Origin of the sequence: Chitinophaga filiformis, from assembly GCF_900102545.1 — a bacterium.
Classification (GTDB): domain Bacteria; phylum Bacteroidota; class Bacteroidia; order Chitinophagales; family Chitinophagaceae; genus Chitinophaga; species Chitinophaga filiformis.
The window spans coordinates 53,040-67,575 of sequence record NZ_FNBN01000004.1 but is presented as its reverse complement, the minus strand read 5'-3'; the positions used below and the strand labels follow the sequence as shown (position 1 = coordinate 67,575).

Here is a 14,536-nt window from a genome sequence, read left to right as displayed (position 1 = left end):
GTTATTGGGATTTATTAGCAAGATATCCGCAGAGGGATGACAACAGGGCAATAATACCGGGTATGATCAAGGCCGCGGCCGCTCCTCCGGTCTTCTCAAGAAAGCCTATCAGGAATGCTCCCGCAGGATTGATACCCGTGAGTATATAGGTATACAATGCAATGGTATTGACCTGGTATTCTTCATCCGAGCGAAGTTGAATGTAGGCACTGGTCACGGTTGTATATGTCGTATAAAAATAACCGGTGATGATCAGCAGGCTACCAGTCAGCCAGATATTGCCTGCCAGGGCAAGCAGGATAAACATCATTCCCATGCCGGCAGCAGAGACCATCATGAAATTAAAACTCACCTTTGAAAGATAGGCGGAGACAATGGCGCCCAGAAATGCCCCCAGTCCGAACAAGGCATTGATATAACCAAACTCTTTCGCATTCGTCTGTAATAACATACCCGAGATGATGGGAAGAACAACAGAAAAATTAATGCAGAGCAAAGACACCAGGAAAAGCACCGCAAATGGTACCGACAGCTGGCGGCTCTTGAAAACATACCCCAATGCTTTACTGATACGGCTCAGCAGCGACTGCTTCGATTTATTGTTTGCATAAGGGTACAACTCCTGCTCCTGCATAATAAAGAGACTGTGTATAACAAACGCAAACGATACTGCGTTGAACAGGAAACAATAGGCGGCGCCCAAACCAGCCAGTAGTAATCCACCTATCGCCGGACCAAGCACCTTGGCAAGATTAAACACAGAAGTATTCAGGGCAATGGCATTGGGTACCTGCGACCGCTCCACACACTGACGGATCAACAGCTGACGTATGGGGTTATTGACAACCACAATAAATCCTCTTAACAGGGCAAACAGGTAAAGATGAAACAATTCGATCTGTCCCGTAAAGCAAAGCAATGACAAGGCAATGGCAGACAACATGGACAACGACTGACAAATGATCATCGTTTTCCGTGGGTTTAATCTTTCCAGCAATGGTGCACTGATCAGTCCCAATAGGGCATATGGTGTGAACAGGCAGGCAGTAAGCAGGGCAATAGCCTGTGCGGAATGCGTTTTCTCAAGTATCACCCAAGACTGCGCAATATCCTGTATACTGGTACCTACCTGCGATATACTGAGGCTGAAAAAAAGCAGTCTGTAGTTCCTGTGCCGGATCAGGCTGGAAAATGTCTTTGAAAGATAAGTGGTATTCATTTCAAAGACATCTCTTGCTGTATGGCATGTAATTTCTCCATCACCTTAGCTGCGCGTTCGGGAATAGATAGGTCTCCTTTCAGTTCCATTACCGGAAACGGAGACGCCGCCAGCCATTGCTGATGCGCAGCTAAGGTTCTGCCACGGGCAGTATTATCATCATATCCTGATGCCCAGTCAATAAACTCATTAAATTGTTTATTCCTCTCCGCATCTGTATAGATAATGTCTCCATACTTTTCCAGTTCCCGCGCTTTCAGCCGTGCAATCCTTATATCCTGCGGCAGCCATAGGAAAACGATCAGATCAAATGCGATATCCAGTTCCCATTTGATAACAGAACCTCCCAATATCCAGCTCTTATGTTGACTGAACTCCTGTAATATCATGTTATTCCGTGCTGCCGGATCTCTTCTTATCGTAAAAGGGGGATCACTTTTCTCCCAGTAAAATTCGTCTGTGTCAAAGTAGGGTACATTGAGCGTTGCTGAAAGATATTCTCCAAGGCTGGTAACACCCGAGCAGGATGCTCCTACAATATGGATCTTCATAAATGGTTTATTTGGGTGTGTAAAATCTGCATTGCCTTTTTTATCAGGTCCTGCGGACAGGCAATGTTTATTCTGAAAAAGCCTTTTCCATATTCACTGAATATTGTTCCTTTTGATACAATCAGTTCCCGGTCCAGTGCGGAAAAGAAATCATCTTCACTGATCTGTAACGCGCGGTAGTCAATCCACATCAGGTAAGTAGCCTCCAGTGGAAACGTTTTTAATTGAGGAATATGCTCCTGTATAAACGTCCGGATATAATGATAATTATGGGCAATATATTCATTTAATGAGATCGTCCAGTCGCGGCAATGGGTGTAACCTGCCATTGTTGCAGTAAGAAAAGCAGTATTCACTTTATTGATACCATAAAGATCAAAAACTTTTGATAGTTCTTTTTGCATCCGTTGATTAAATACAACAACATGCCCACCTCTCAGTCCTGCAATATTAAAAGTTTTTGTGGAAGAATGAAGAATAATGGTATTCTGTAAATAACGTGTTGGCAAGGTAGCGACCGACGTGAAATGATAACCCGGTATTACGAGATCACAATGTATCTCATCCGCTATCAGCAGGATCTCATTTTCAAGACAGTATTCCGCAATGCGCAGCAGATCTTCGTAACTCCATACTCTGCCCACAGGGTTATGTGGAGAGCACAGTACGAAGATCTGCGGCCGCAAAGGTAACAGGGCGTCCAGATGTTCAAAATCCATCTGGTACTCGCCATGTTCGTCAATTTTTAAAGGGTTGAATAAAATGGTACGGTTCTCTGTGATTTCCATGAACCTATAATAAGCAGGCGCCTGTATAATCATTTCAGCGCCTTCGGAAGTATATCGCTGTATGATGGCAGACAGGGCGGGAATAATACCGGTTACAGGAATGATGCTGATCCCTTCTGTATTATAGTGATGATAAGCCGTGAACCAGTTTAGCACCGTTTCCATGTATTGTTCGTTGACAGCCGGATAACCGAGAAAGCCGGTAGATACCTTTTGCCGCAAGGCATCCAGTATGGGGGCCGGTGTTCTGAAATCCATATCGGCCAGCCACATCGATAAGCTGTCTTCCGGTATCTTGTTCCACTTGTGGGAGTCCGTAAGCCGTCTGTCGTATATTGTATCAAACATGCATTCGTTCGTTTGGGGCGTTAGCATATTCCATATTTGTTTGAAGCTGTCTGTAAACTTTATCAATGAACGCAATACTTTCTCTGTGCGACGACAAGGATGAATGCGCATCTCCTCCCTGCAGAAAGTTTTGCAGCTGCCATTGCCGGGCTGCTACATTCATACCTTTGTTCAGTGGCATTTCCGGGTACATATCGGTGATATCCTTTCTGTTCAGCTGTATATAACCGGCATGCCCTGTCACATTTTTATTGTTGATGATCTCTATGGTGAAATGTTCTGTTTTATCTGCCGATTGCTGTTTAGACAGCGAATGACTGCTGATATGAACAGAACATAGAGGACCTACATGTATGATGACAGATTCCTGCCTGAGCCGGCCATTGCTGATATATGTATTTTCTGGTAACTGATGCCAGCCTCTGTTGGAGGCAGAGGTTTCCATCAGCTTCAGACAATAGTGAGAGATACGTTTGCCATTACACTTGAAGTCTCCCGTCAGTGTAACATCCGTTTCCCCGAAATCATGCAGCCGGCTGATATTTTCAGGTTGAAAATATTCACTGAACCGGTCGGTATGCAGGCATCTTTCATACACGGTCTGATCGATCATGCCCAGATGGTCAGCGGGGGAGATGGCTAAGGCATGCAGCGTGGATGCATGTATATCAGGATACAGTATTTTGTTGAGCGACATCAGACTAAACAGCAGATCAATGTAATGATAGCCTGAATGCAGCATTACGCCGTATCCATATTTATACGGATGATTTTCCCGGTAGAAAAGTTCATCCGGCATATTCCACATACCTCCGCCGAAATGAATGTCTATAAATGTGATAGGCACGCGATAGGTGTTGATCAGATCTGACAGAAACTGTCTGACATAATTATAACCGGTATGTGCGCGCCGCTCGCAGGATATAACAAAGTTCAGCTGATCATTCCGGATTTCTCCTGTAATGTCATAGAAATCCTGCAACAGCGAGTCCGAGGATTGTCTGGAGGAAAAGGCAGTCAGCGGTTTGTCGGTGAACACATGCAGGTTATTTCTGACAGCCCATATAGCATACGCTTTATGGGCTTTTGGTTCTGTACAGATGATCACCGCATCTATTGCTTTTTTATATACCCTGCCGCATAGCAGCCTATCCAGTTCTTCAGGAGTAAGATCATTACGATACTGATCAGGAAGAAAAAGATACTGTTCAGGAAGCAGCGATTTGTCTGAAAAGAAATGCCGGATGCGGTCCTCTTCTGCTTCCAGATCTATCACCATACTGATCTTTATGTCCGCTTGCTGTTGCAGTACAGAATAGTATCGCTCTCTGAAATGCAGACCGCATCCGACTACTATAATATGCTGTATTTTTCTGCTCACGTTATTTGTATAATTCCTGTGGTCTGATAATAGGGAGACGGTCGGACAGGTTCTCATAATAATGTGCGATCCAGCCGGCTACTCTGCAAAGTGATAACATCACTGTGTTCATGGAAGAAGGCATGCCGAACAACGTATAGAATACATTATTGAACAGATCCGGATTAGGGAAGATGAAGCGGCTGCTGAAATAGGTGTCGTTACTTACATGGTCCGTTAACTCAAAAGCAAGTTTTCTAAGTATATCTACAGGGGCGTATACAGGATCATCCGACTTCAACATATTGTACATGATCCTTGCCCTTGGGTCCCAGTTTTTATAGATGCGGTGCCCGAAGCCGTAGATCACTTCCTTACGGCTCATCTTTTCGGCTATGAACTCGCTCGCACTGATGCCTCTCTGTATAATTTCATTATACATCTGCGATACATACTGACTGGCGCCACCATGTAATCTGCCTTTAAATGCAGCAATACCACTGGCGATGGCTGTATAAATATCCCCTCCTGCACTGGCTATATTACGCACAGTGGCTGTAGAACAGTTTTGTCCATGTTCTGCATGTAACATGAGAACGATGTTCAAAAGCGGTGCATGCAGATCCGCCTTCCCTGGAGATACCTGTTGTAAGAAACGATGATAAACAGGTTGGTCTGACGTGCTGCTGTTCCAAGTAATATTGTTTTGTAGCTGATAGTAATATGCTGCTATCACGAACAGCTGGGAGATAATAAACTGAGCCTGTACCAGCGGATCTTCATTGCCAGGAAGGTACTTTTCTTCAATACCTGAGAGGGCGGTTACGCCTATCAGCAGGAAATCCATCGGGTGAATGGATGCCGGCAGATGTTGCAGCACTGCCTGTATCTCTGTATCTAATACAAAGAAGCGGTGCATCCCCTGGGCGAACTGTTGTTCTCCGGAAGGATTATTATCACTTTGTGTAATTAACTGGAATGCGAGGGCTTCAAAATTTGTTTCGGTGATTTTTTCCTCAATTGGAGTAGCGCCATAGAACAACTGGCCTGTTTTGCCGTCAATGCGGCTGATACTACTTTTACAGAAGCTGCTATGGTTAGCGCCGGGGTCAAATACAATAACGTTGTTGATACCTTTTTTGAACTCCAGTACCTGGTGCGTACCGTTGCTGGTAATGTTAAATAGATCCGTAAGTTGTGTTTCAAGGGTGTTATTTTCCATGGTAGTAATATTTTTCTTTTAACTTATTTTTCTGCACTTTACCTGTATTGGTTTTGGGGATTGTATCGAATATGACTGCTTTGGGGCATTTGTAGTGAGCCAGTTTATCTCTGCAGAAGTCAATGATCTCTTTGTCCGAAAGGGTCTTTCCCTGTTTTAGTTCAATGACGGCTTTGGGTATCTCTCCCCATTTATGATCATATACGGGGATGACTGCTGCCAGCAGGATATCAGGGTGCTGATACAATACGTTCTCCACTTCAATGGAAGAGATGTTTTCACCGCCACTGATAATAAGATCCTTCTTTCTGTCTACTATTTCGGCATGTCCGTCGGGGTGTATTACTGCAAGATCGCCTGTATGGAACCAACCGCCTTTGAATGCCTGACGGGTTAGTTTTACGTCTTTGTAATAGCCTTGCATGATATTATTGCCGCGTACTACTACTTCTCCGATCGTTTTACCATCCCATGTTACGGAGCGTAGCTCATCATCGACAACGTTCATAAACACGGCATGTACACTGGCAATGCCCTGTCTTGATCTGTCGCTGGTTTCACACACAGAATGAGGACCATGTGTTTCTGTCAGTCCGTATACATGAATGACCTTTACATCATTCTCTTCAAACCTCCTGATGGTATCAGGCGCTGGTGCGGAGCCCGCCGTGATGATCGTCAGTTTACCATAGTTTCTCAGCAGCGAGAAATTAATGGCCTGTTGCAGTTGTATAAGCACGGTAGGTGCAGCACACAGATGCGTGATCTTCTGAGTGGTGATATAGGAAACAACATATTCAGGGTCGAAGCTGTCTATAAAAAAGTGTGTTCCTCCTATTGCCGTTACTGCCCAGGTATAACACCATCCGTTACAATGGAACATAGGAAGTATCCATAAATAATTACAGTCGGCCGTCAGCGACGCAGTGATACATTCTCCAAGGGTGTTGAGATAGGTACTCCGGTGCGAATACATCACGCCTTTAGGATGCCCGGTTGTACCACTGGTGTAGTTCAAAGAGATGGTATCGTCTTCATTGATCCGCGGGGCTTTATATTTATAGTGCGGGTTTTGCTTATAAAGATCTTCGCTGTTGATGAAGAGATGCGCTTCAACGATATCACTGTAAGGCTCGTGGTAGTATTGTTCCTCAGTAACAAGGATCTTTACGGCTGCATGTTTCAGGATATAACTGACTTCCTTTTCATTCAGCCTGTAGTTAATAGGAACAAGGATGGCCCCGCACATGGGAACCGCATAGTGTGCTTCCAGCAGCTGGTGATTATTCCTGCTGATGTAGGCTATGCGGTCCCCGGCTTGTGCCCCCAGCTCCCTAAAACGCATGGCGGTAAGTGTACAATCGCTGTACAATGCACCATATGTTTTTCTGATATTGTCCTGTACGACAGCTGTTTTATCTTTATAAAAGGCAGCGGCTCTTTCCAGGAACAATAAAGGAGTAAGGGGACTATGATTGGCAATATACTTAGTCATTGATTTCCATTTCTTCAGGTACTTCAACTTCTCTGAATCTGTAGTCGTATACAATAGGAATTTCTATCAGCATAGGTTTGTTGGTGGAAAAGGCTTCTTCCATCATTGATTCAAGTTGCTCCGGCGCTTCCAGTTGTATGCTTTTCATGCCATTCGCTTCAGCCAGTTTCACAAAGTCTACGTTGCCAAATTCAACGCTACGCTTAAAGATGTCTTCTCTTTCAAGGAACTGGTAGTATTTGATCAGACCAAAAGCATTGTCTTTCAGCACAACGATTACAATAGGAATATTGTAACGGACAGCGGTTTCAAGGTCCTGGCTGGTAGAGTGAAAACCTCCATCTCCGCAAATAACAGCAACTCTTTCAGCAGGTCTGGCCAGTTTGGCACCCATACCTGCAGGCAGGCCAAAGCCGAATGTGCCACATACATTGGAACACATAAAAGTGTCGGGCTTATAGGTCTTGCTAAGCAAGCCGGCATATTGTTTATGTAGGCCAATATCACTGCACAGCACCCCTGATTCACCCAGCGCATTTCTGACAGACTGAATGATCAGTGGTATATTGGAAAACTCTTCGCTTACGAAAGGCGCTCTTTTATCGAACAGTTGTTTTAATTCCAGTAGCGCTTCATTGTCTTCTTTGGGAGTGATGCCCTGTTGCATGATATAAGGGAACACCTGTTTCAGGTCGCCGGTAAAAAGGATATCCGGTTGAAATACCTTACCCATATCATTATAATGGGTGTTGATAACAATGGTCTCTTTTTTATTTTTCCACAGGCTTGACTTCAGGTCTTCTCCGAAATCATAACCGATCAGCAATAGCAGATCGCTGTTATCAAAGATCTGGGATACGAGTTCATCGTGATATATTTTGTCTATGTATTTATTGCATGGAGCAATGAACAATGGATGATCTTCCGGAACAATACCTTTTGATGCCAATGTGGAGATAACGGGTATATTATGCGCGGTGATGAATTCTACCAGCTCTTCGCAGCAATTGTCTCTGATCAGCTGATTACCTACAACCACCAGCGGTTTCCGCGCATCTTTTATTTTGTTGAGCACTATATCTAACTGGCGGAAGTCGGGGAGGGGAGCAGCTGCTCTTTTTACCGGGGATAGGCTTTGCAACAGGGCTACTGCCTCCTCGTCGGGTATTTCCTGTTCCATTACATCGGTGGGGAAGCTCAGATATACAGGGCCGGGAATATCGTTTACGGCTATTTCAAGGGCTGTTTTAAGCAATGCAGGTATTTCGTGGACGTTTTCTATCTGCGCAGCAAATTTAGTAATAGGGCGCATCAGGGCTACGTTGTCAATGCATTGGTGGGTCTGGTTAAATTGTATTTCCGCTCTTGGGATCTGGGCTGATACTGCCAGCATGGGAGATCTGTCAAGAATGGCGGAAACTATACCGGTAGACAGGTTGGAGAGTCCCGGACCAAAGGTGGAATAACACATCTGTGGTTCTCCTGTCATGCGGCCAAATACATCGGCCATAATACCGGCAGCAAATTCGTGGCGGGTGAGGTAAAAGTCCAGTGATGGTTCTTCGTCAAACTGCATGGCCTGCGCTTCCCCGCCTACTATACCGAATACTTTTCTGATTCCTAATTTGGCAACTGATTTTAAGAATAACTTTGAGGCTTTCATCTTTTGAATGTTTGGTGGATCAATGTGGCATAAATGTAGAAGGAAAGCCCCGGCCGGTAATTAGCAAGAACATCAAATTATGTTGCGGCAGCTACCAAATTATTTTGCGGAAATACGCAATGGGATATGGAGGGGTTATAAAGTAACGGGAGGGATCGCAGAAATAAAAACGGCAACAATACATCTGTACTGCTGCCGTAACTCTTCGGTATGGTAGGCTTACTTTGTTCCTCTGAAAAATCTTTTAGACTGTTCCTGCCTTAGTCTTTTCGTTCTTGCCAGGAATTTGTAGCCACTTCGCTTGATTGAAATCTCCCGCTGATGTTCATCACTATCCTCGCGTCTTCTGCGATAAGTGGAAAGTATCAGGTCTTTTGTAATAACGCCGAGCACTTTTCCCTTGTTTTGTCTGGATACTACAGGTAGTAGCTCCAGTTTACGCTCTTCCATTAATATAATGGCAGCAAGTAGTGTACTGTTAGGAAAAACAAAAACCTCTTCGTGTTTCAGCTCAGACATAGTAGTATGTCCTTTTAATACCCCCTGATACAGGTCTTTTAAATTTATCGCTCCGCGTACTTTATCATCTTTATCAAGAATAACCGCCCCGTATCCGTCCTGTACTTTTGCTGCTGAACCTTCCAGTACTTCTCTGATGCTTTCATCCTCTCTAACTATTGGAGCGTTTTTATCCATCACCTCTTCCACATTCAATTCCCGCAAAATATCCGGTTCATATGCATCTGGTGTTGGCACGCCGCGACGGTTAATTTTTTCTGTCATGATGGAGCTTTTCATCATAAAGAAGGAAACAAAATAGGAGGCGGTACATGCGCCCAGTAATGGCAATAATCCGTGTGGTTGTAAGGTCGTTTCAAATGCAAAAACGATAGAAGTAAGTAGCGCTCTTGCTGACCCGGCGAACATAGCGGCCATACCTATCAGTGCACAGGTGGGCAGACTGATGTTGATCTGCGGAAACAGTGAAGATACAATAAGGCCGAGTCCCAGACCGGTAGCGCCTCCGATAGTTAACAGCGGCGCCAGTGTTCCTCCTGAAGTGCCACTGCCTAAAGAAATTGACCAGGAAATAAATTTAAGAAAGCACAGTCCCAGTATAAGCTGAACGCTTATGTTGCCACTCAGTAGTTGAGAAATATTGCTATAACCAACCCCCATTGTATAAGGAGCGAAATAACCGGTTATACCTACCGCAAGAGAACCTATTGCCGGCCACCACATCCAGTGTATGGGCAATTTTTCAAACAGGTCTTCAATATAATAGATGCTTTTGGTTACAAAGGCAGCAATCACACCTACCACTGCACCCATGGCAACATAACAGATCATCGCCTCCGCATTTGCAGAGGGAATGGCAGGCATTGCAAATACCGGTGCATCGCTGAAAAGCGTATAATGCATGGCAGCGCCTGTTGCGCAGGCTAATGCTACTGGTATAATAGAACGGGGTGAAAATTCAAATAGCAGCAATTCGATTGCAAGTAATACCGCTGCTACCGGTGTTCCGAAGATAGCAGCCATACCAGCCGTAGCGCCCGCAGTCAGCATAATTTTCCGCTCATTGGGCGAAATGTGCATGATCTGTCCGGTCAGTGAACCGAATGCTCCACCAGTAGAAATGATAGGTCCCTCAGCACCGAAAGGACCACCAGTACCTATCGAAATAGCAGCAGAGAGCGGCTTTAACAAAGTAATGATAGGCTTTATACGGCTTTTATTGGTAAGCACCTGCTCCATCGCTTCCGGTATACCATGTCCACGTATAGCTGAAGACCCGATACGTGCCATGATACCCACCACTAAGCCGCCAATTACCGGTATAAAGATGACCAGCCAGCCCAGTTGGTTGTGCGCAGGACTACTTTCTTCAATAGAGAATTTTCCGTAAAATGAAAGATTGGTGATCAGGCTGATCAATGCAACTAAGACCTTGGCAATCAGGCCTATAATAATGGCATTGAATATCACCTGAATGCTCAGGTATAGAACCCTTTTTGAAACGAGGGGCCGGTACTCTTCCTGTTCCTTATCGATAGTAAGGTCGAGGGACGGTGCTATTGATATAGACTCGTCAGTATCTTTATTGTGCATAAAATGTATTTTTCACCGCAAAAATATTGCGAAAACAACATTTATTCTAAAATTTTTCTTAAAAAAGCATTAAAAACATTGTTTAGGCAATGTTTTGTTACCTTTGGTTATGCATCACCATACTAATTGTTTTCTCAAAAAACATTCCTTACCTGAATGGGAAGCGGCAATTGATAGTAATTCTAAGCTCTTGAATTTCAAGAAGGGGCAGACAATATTCCGGGAAGATGATCCTGTTATAGGGTTTTATTTTCTGCATGAAGGAAAGGTTAAAATACATAAGAAGTGGGGGGAGGATAAGGAGCTTATCATCAAATTAGCGAAGGAAGGCGATGTACTTGGGCACAGGGGGATCGGTACAAGTCAGCATTACCCCGTCTCTGCTACCGTCATAGAAGATGCATCAGTTTGTTTTATCTCCACAGAGTTTCTTAAAACGACGCTCAGGATAAATCCTGAACTTACTTATCAGCTGATGCTTTATTATGCCCACGATCTACAGGAGGCTGAGAAGGGGATGCGGAATATGGTGCATATGGATGTAAAAAGCCGTATTGCGGATACCATATTGAAGATCGCAGAGGTATTCGGATGTGATGAAGATGGGACAATTAAAGGCACACTAACCAGGCAGGATCTTGCATCTTATGCGGGAACAACGTATGAGACAATATTTAAGGTCATGAATGAGTTCACGGGAGAGCGTATTATTGAGCTTTCCGGGAAGACGATTATTATTAAGGATAGGGAGAGGTTAGCTTCGATTATAAAGCAGGGGTAGAAGACATGAAGGTGTGTCATGTTAAAACAGCTTGTTAATTACCCGTACTCAAAAGTTGATAGTGTTAGATTTTGCTACGTTGACATAACGGACAACCAACAGCGTCAATGGCTGCTTTTCTTTGTCTGCGGTGAAATCGACTCAAGTTGTTCTAGCCTGCGATATTCTTCTTTAGTCAATCTCATAAATGAACCGTGTTGCGGGGCCGCCACTCCTTCGATATCTACAGGCGAGCTGAAATTACGCAGGTATTTGTCTGCTTTACAAATGCGGTAATGCGATGGCCTCGAGGTATATTCAACATATGCAACCCGCCAGGTGCTATCACCTGTCAGTTGGAATGCCGATGAACCTTCACATTTCTTATCTCCTTCAAAACTCACATAGTCAGCACTATCCGGCTCATTCCATGGTCCGGTCAGTGATTTGGCTGTTGCTGTATATATACCAGGCTTACCGCCTTCCTTTTTAATAAGCATATGATAAAGACCATCCGACTGTAAATAATTGATATCCGCATCGATCGTTGCATAGCCCCAGTCGAAAAGCAACTTTGGTTTCGTTAGTTGTGTAAACGATTCATCCGCGTATGAATAATAAACACGGTCGTAGCCTTCTTCTTCCCGGTTCAGAAGCGAATAATAGATAAAGTATCCGCCTTTTTTTCCGTTCTCCCAGCTATAATTCGGATCCCAGAATATTTGCGGCGCCCATACACGATCTATAGTGCTGTAATCTTTATAACAATCGGGTGCTTGTGGATTAGAGAATATAGAAGGGCCTTTTCGAAAGTCGAAGGTCACAGATTTCCAATGAACAAGGTCATCACTTGTCAGCAAGTCTATTCCATAATTGTCCCATTTCTTTGACTTGCTTACACACATATCTGTAGTCACCATCAAATAACCGGTATTGTCGTGCTTGCGGGCAATAAAGGCGTCGCGGGTACCTCCCTCAATACGGGCATGTTCACCGGGACTGAAAATAGAATCGCCATTCAAAAGATCTTTATAATGATATCCATCCCGGCTCAGGGCAAAGGCAGTCCATTCTCCCCGGCCACTCATGTGACAATACAGATAGCCATAGTCACCTTTTTGCAGATTTTGAGCCGAAGCAGTAATGCTTATTATAGCTGTAAGAAGTGTGCATAGAAGAAATTTCATAACGCCTGATTATTTGCCTAAGATAATGTTCATCGGCAGTAAATTTTCCATGCGAAGAATAAGCCCCCTATATTTTACGAATTACTACCCCATGGGAGCTGATTTCAATGATGGTTAGAAAGTAAATGCGGCTGTTTTCAGCTGGCTATCAGGATCTGTATGAAGGAGTTAATGATGTCAGCAATGAGACCTGCTACCATAGGACTGGATTTGTTACATAGTATAATTTTTTATATATTTACATCTTTATTCCTTCGAGTACTGACCCGAGTGTTTAACCTATGAAACTTTATTTGCTCGCATTTTTTTGTTTTTTACTGCAATCAGTCATGGGGCAGGTGCTGCTTACCAGTTCCTCTCAGCCTTTTTCAAAGGAGAGCCTGCAGTTTGCTGATAAATCGCTGAAGACGGTGAACAAGCCTTATAAAGTTATATATATTCCTGTACGGTCTTTTGTCCTGCCTTCCCGATAACATGAATGTACTATCTGCATATTTTGGAGGCATGACAACTAAAAAACTTATATATCTCAACTATGACGGAATACTCGCATTAGGGACACCGGCTCCTATAACTACGGAGAATAGATTTACAAGTATCACTGCTCATGAAATGATGCATGTATACTTTACGTCGACGAACTACTATTCTGTATTGAAATGGTCTGTGATCCGGGATAAGCAGACTCAATACGGTTATGGTTTAGGAAAGAGTGATTGTAGTATGTGATGGACATGAGGAGTATAATCCGGAAGATCAGAAAACTTGCGACGAACAGAAAAGCTATGTACCGGAACCTGCAAAAAGCATACAATTATGAGGAAATTATTGACGACATTGTTAAGTTTTGTTTTAAGCTGTGCTTTTTTATACGGACAAAGCGGAACCCATCAAAGAGTGCCGGATAGTGTGTCCAGATATATTATATCGCATGTAAGTGCTGCTATTCTTCAATACCGGGTTGACTATAACCCCGAATTGACGGAAGCGGACAAGATCTATAAAAAGATTGGTAATCAAACGATATATAAGGACGCAGCCTGGATCTTATTTGAGGACCCGGAAGTGTATGATGCACCCGAGCTGTTGATGCATGTTGACAGATGGCCTGAGGCGAATCCATTGGCGCATTATTACATCGTGACAAAATGGGAAAATCGTTTCGTACTGAACTACTCCTTCCGTCCATATAATGGTAAGCTGACGGATACCTTATATTCGAAAAAATATGACAGTAATAATAAGTATTTCCCCTCTGATGGACGTTTTCTCGTTTACTACGATGAGCAAAAGGGTATTTTCCGGTATCTGAGTGGCAATTTTTTTCAGGACAGGATAAATGGATCCTGGTATATATATGGAACAGCAATGATCCCTGAGATCCGTTTGACACAGTATGCGGTCAGACCTGCTGAAAGCTTCCTTCGTAAAGGAGATACCACTATTTACAAAATGCCCGGCTCACGTGCTATTACCCATGGCTCACCCGGCAGATTTCTGGTGAAGACAATTGAACAATTCCCTTATGATTATGTGGAAGTGATCTACTATAGTAACAAAGTATCTGAAACCGGAGACAACGACGTCCATCATTTTTATGAAATAAAACAGATCCGCGATTATACCAGAGGATACCCCGTTACACGAGAAGTGATGAAGCCAGTCGTTCGGTTTGTGGATGAAAAAGAAATGGAGGTATTAGAGAAATATTATCGAGAGCCGGTTTATAATTTTGGAAATATTGATCCTGCCGGTATGCCGGTGAAGAAATAATAATGAAGAAGGTTGTTCATTGAGCAACCTTCTTCATTATTAATATGCTTTTGATCCT

The 14,536-nt window shown here is 43.7% G+C and carries 12 protein-coding genes; 3 read left to right on the top strand and 9 right to left on the bottom strand.

What is annotated here, in order from left to right:
- Position 1: 1 nt before the first annotated feature.
- The 8 genes from BLR32_RS18055 to BLR32_RS18020 form a co-directional block, all read right to left on the bottom strand.
- The gene (locus tag BLR32_RS18055; RefSeq protein ID WP_089834252.1) at positions 2 to 1,219 is read right to left on the bottom strand and encodes an MFS transporter; all 1,218 of its coding nucleotides are present in this window, start codon (positions 1,217 to 1,219) and stop codon (positions 2 to 4) included.
- A complete protein-coding gene (locus BLR32_RS18050; protein WP_089834251.1) occupies positions 1,216 to 1,770 on the bottom strand; it encodes a P-loop NTPase family protein in 555 nt (184 codons plus the stop codon). Before BLR32_RS18050 ends, BLR32_RS18055 begins: the two co-directional genes overlap by 4 nt.
- The gene (locus BLR32_RS18045; RefSeq protein WP_176842335.1) at positions 1,767 to 2,906 is read right to left on the bottom strand and encodes a MalY/PatB family protein; all 1,140 of its coding nucleotides are present in this window, start codon (positions 2,904 to 2,906) and stop codon (positions 1,767 to 1,769) included. Before BLR32_RS18045 ends, BLR32_RS18050 begins: the two co-directional genes overlap by 4 nt.
- Positions 2,899 to 4,287, bottom strand: coding sequence for a Gfo/Idh/MocA family oxidoreductase (locus BLR32_RS18040; RefSeq protein ID WP_176842334.1), 1,389 nt, complete (start codon positions 4,285 to 4,287; stop codon positions 2,899 to 2,901). The genes BLR32_RS18045 and BLR32_RS18040 overlap by 8 nt, the downstream gene beginning before the upstream one ends.
- 1 nt (position 4,288) lies before the next feature.
- Positions 4,289 to 5,488, bottom strand: coding sequence for a citrate/2-methylcitrate synthase (locus tag BLR32_RS18035; protein ID WP_089834249.1), 1,200 nt, complete (start codon positions 5,486 to 5,488; stop codon positions 4,289 to 4,291).
- The gene (locus BLR32_RS18030) at positions 5,478 to 6,983 is read right to left on the bottom strand and encodes an AMP-binding protein (RefSeq protein ID WP_143011517.1); all 1,506 of its coding nucleotides are present in this window, start codon (positions 6,981 to 6,983) and stop codon (positions 5,478 to 5,480) included. Before BLR32_RS18030 ends, BLR32_RS18035 begins: the two co-directional genes overlap by 11 nt.
- Complete coding sequence (locus BLR32_RS18025; protein ID WP_089834247.1) at positions 6,976 to 8,646, bottom strand: thiamine pyrophosphate-binding protein; 1,671 nt, start codon at positions 8,644 to 8,646, stop codon at positions 6,976 to 6,978. The genes BLR32_RS18030 and BLR32_RS18025 overlap by 8 nt, the downstream gene beginning before the upstream one ends.
- 219 nt (positions 8,647 to 8,865) lie before the next feature.
- Positions 8,866 to 10,758, bottom strand: coding sequence for a chloride channel protein (locus tag BLR32_RS18020; RefSeq protein ID WP_089834246.1), 1,893 nt, complete (start codon positions 10,756 to 10,758; stop codon positions 8,866 to 8,868).
- A gap of 190 nt (positions 10,759 to 10,948) precedes the next feature.
- Between BLR32_RS18020 and BLR32_RS18015 the strand changes: the two genes are divergently transcribed.
- Positions 10,949 to 11,539 (top strand): Crp/Fnr family transcriptional regulator, encoded by a 591-nt coding sequence (locus BLR32_RS18015; RefSeq protein ID WP_245705455.1) that lies wholly within the window; start codon positions 10,949 to 10,951, stop codon positions 11,537 to 11,539.
- A 104-nt stretch (positions 11,540 to 11,643) separates the two neighbouring features.
- On the opposite strand, the gene BLR32_RS18010 is transcribed toward BLR32_RS18015, so the two are convergent.
- Positions 11,644 to 12,705, bottom strand: a complete 1,062-nt coding sequence (locus BLR32_RS18010; protein ID WP_089834244.1) for a glycoside hydrolase family 43 protein — start codon at positions 12,703 to 12,705, stop codon at positions 11,644 to 11,646.
- Positions 12,706 to 13,209: 504 nt separating this feature from the next.
- Between BLR32_RS18010 and BLR32_RS18005 the strand changes: the two genes are divergently transcribed.
- Together BLR32_RS18005 and BLR32_RS17995 are read left to right on the top strand one after the other, a co-directional pair.
- Positions 13,210 to 13,434: a hypothetical protein gene (locus tag BLR32_RS18005; RefSeq protein ID WP_143011516.1), complete on the top strand. Its 225-nt coding sequence runs from the start codon at positions 13,210 to 13,212 to the stop codon at positions 13,432 to 13,434.
- 87 nt (positions 13,435 to 13,521) lie between these two features.
- The gene (locus BLR32_RS17995) at positions 13,522 to 14,478 is read left to right on the top strand and encodes a hypothetical protein (protein ID WP_143011515.1); all 957 of its coding nucleotides are present in this window, start codon (positions 13,522 to 13,524) and stop codon (positions 14,476 to 14,478) included.
- Positions 14,479 to 14,536: the final 58 nt, after the last annotated feature.

Coding starts and splice junctions, on each gene's coding strand:
- BLR32_RS18020 (WP_089834246.1), bottom strand. CDS start 10,758: ATGCACAATAAAGATACTGACGAGTCTATATCAATAGCACCGTCCCTC.
- BLR32_RS18050 (WP_089834251.1), bottom strand. CDS start 1,770: ATGAAGATCCATATTGTAGGAGCATCCTGCTCGGGTGTTACCAGCCTT.
- BLR32_RS17995 (WP_143011515.1), top strand. CDS start 13,522: ATGAGGAAATTATTGACGACATTGTTAAGTTTTGTTTTAAGCTGTGCT.
- BLR32_RS18010 (WP_089834244.1), bottom strand. CDS start 12,705: ATGAAATTTCTTCTATGCACACTTCTTACAGCTATAATAAGCATTACT.
- BLR32_RS18025 (WP_089834247.1), bottom strand. CDS start 8,646: ATGAAAGCCTCAAAGTTATTCTTAAAATCAGTTGCCAAATTAGGAATC.
- BLR32_RS18030 (WP_143011517.1), bottom strand. CDS start 6,983: ATGACTAAGTATATTGCCAATCATAGTCCCCTTACTCCTTTATTGTTC.
- BLR32_RS18005 (WP_143011516.1), top strand. CDS start 13,210: ATGACAACTAAAAAACTTATATATCTCAACTATGACGGAATACTCGCA.
- BLR32_RS18055 (WP_089834252.1), bottom strand. CDS start 1,219: ATGAATACCACTTATCTTTCAAAGACATTTTCCAGCCTGATCCGGCAC.
- BLR32_RS18045 (WP_176842335.1), bottom strand. CDS start 2,906: ATGTTTGATACAATATACGACAGACGGCTTACGGACTCCCACAAGTGG.
- BLR32_RS18035 (WP_089834249.1), bottom strand. CDS start 5,488: ATGGAAAATAACACCCTTGAAACACAACTTACGGATCTATTTAACATT.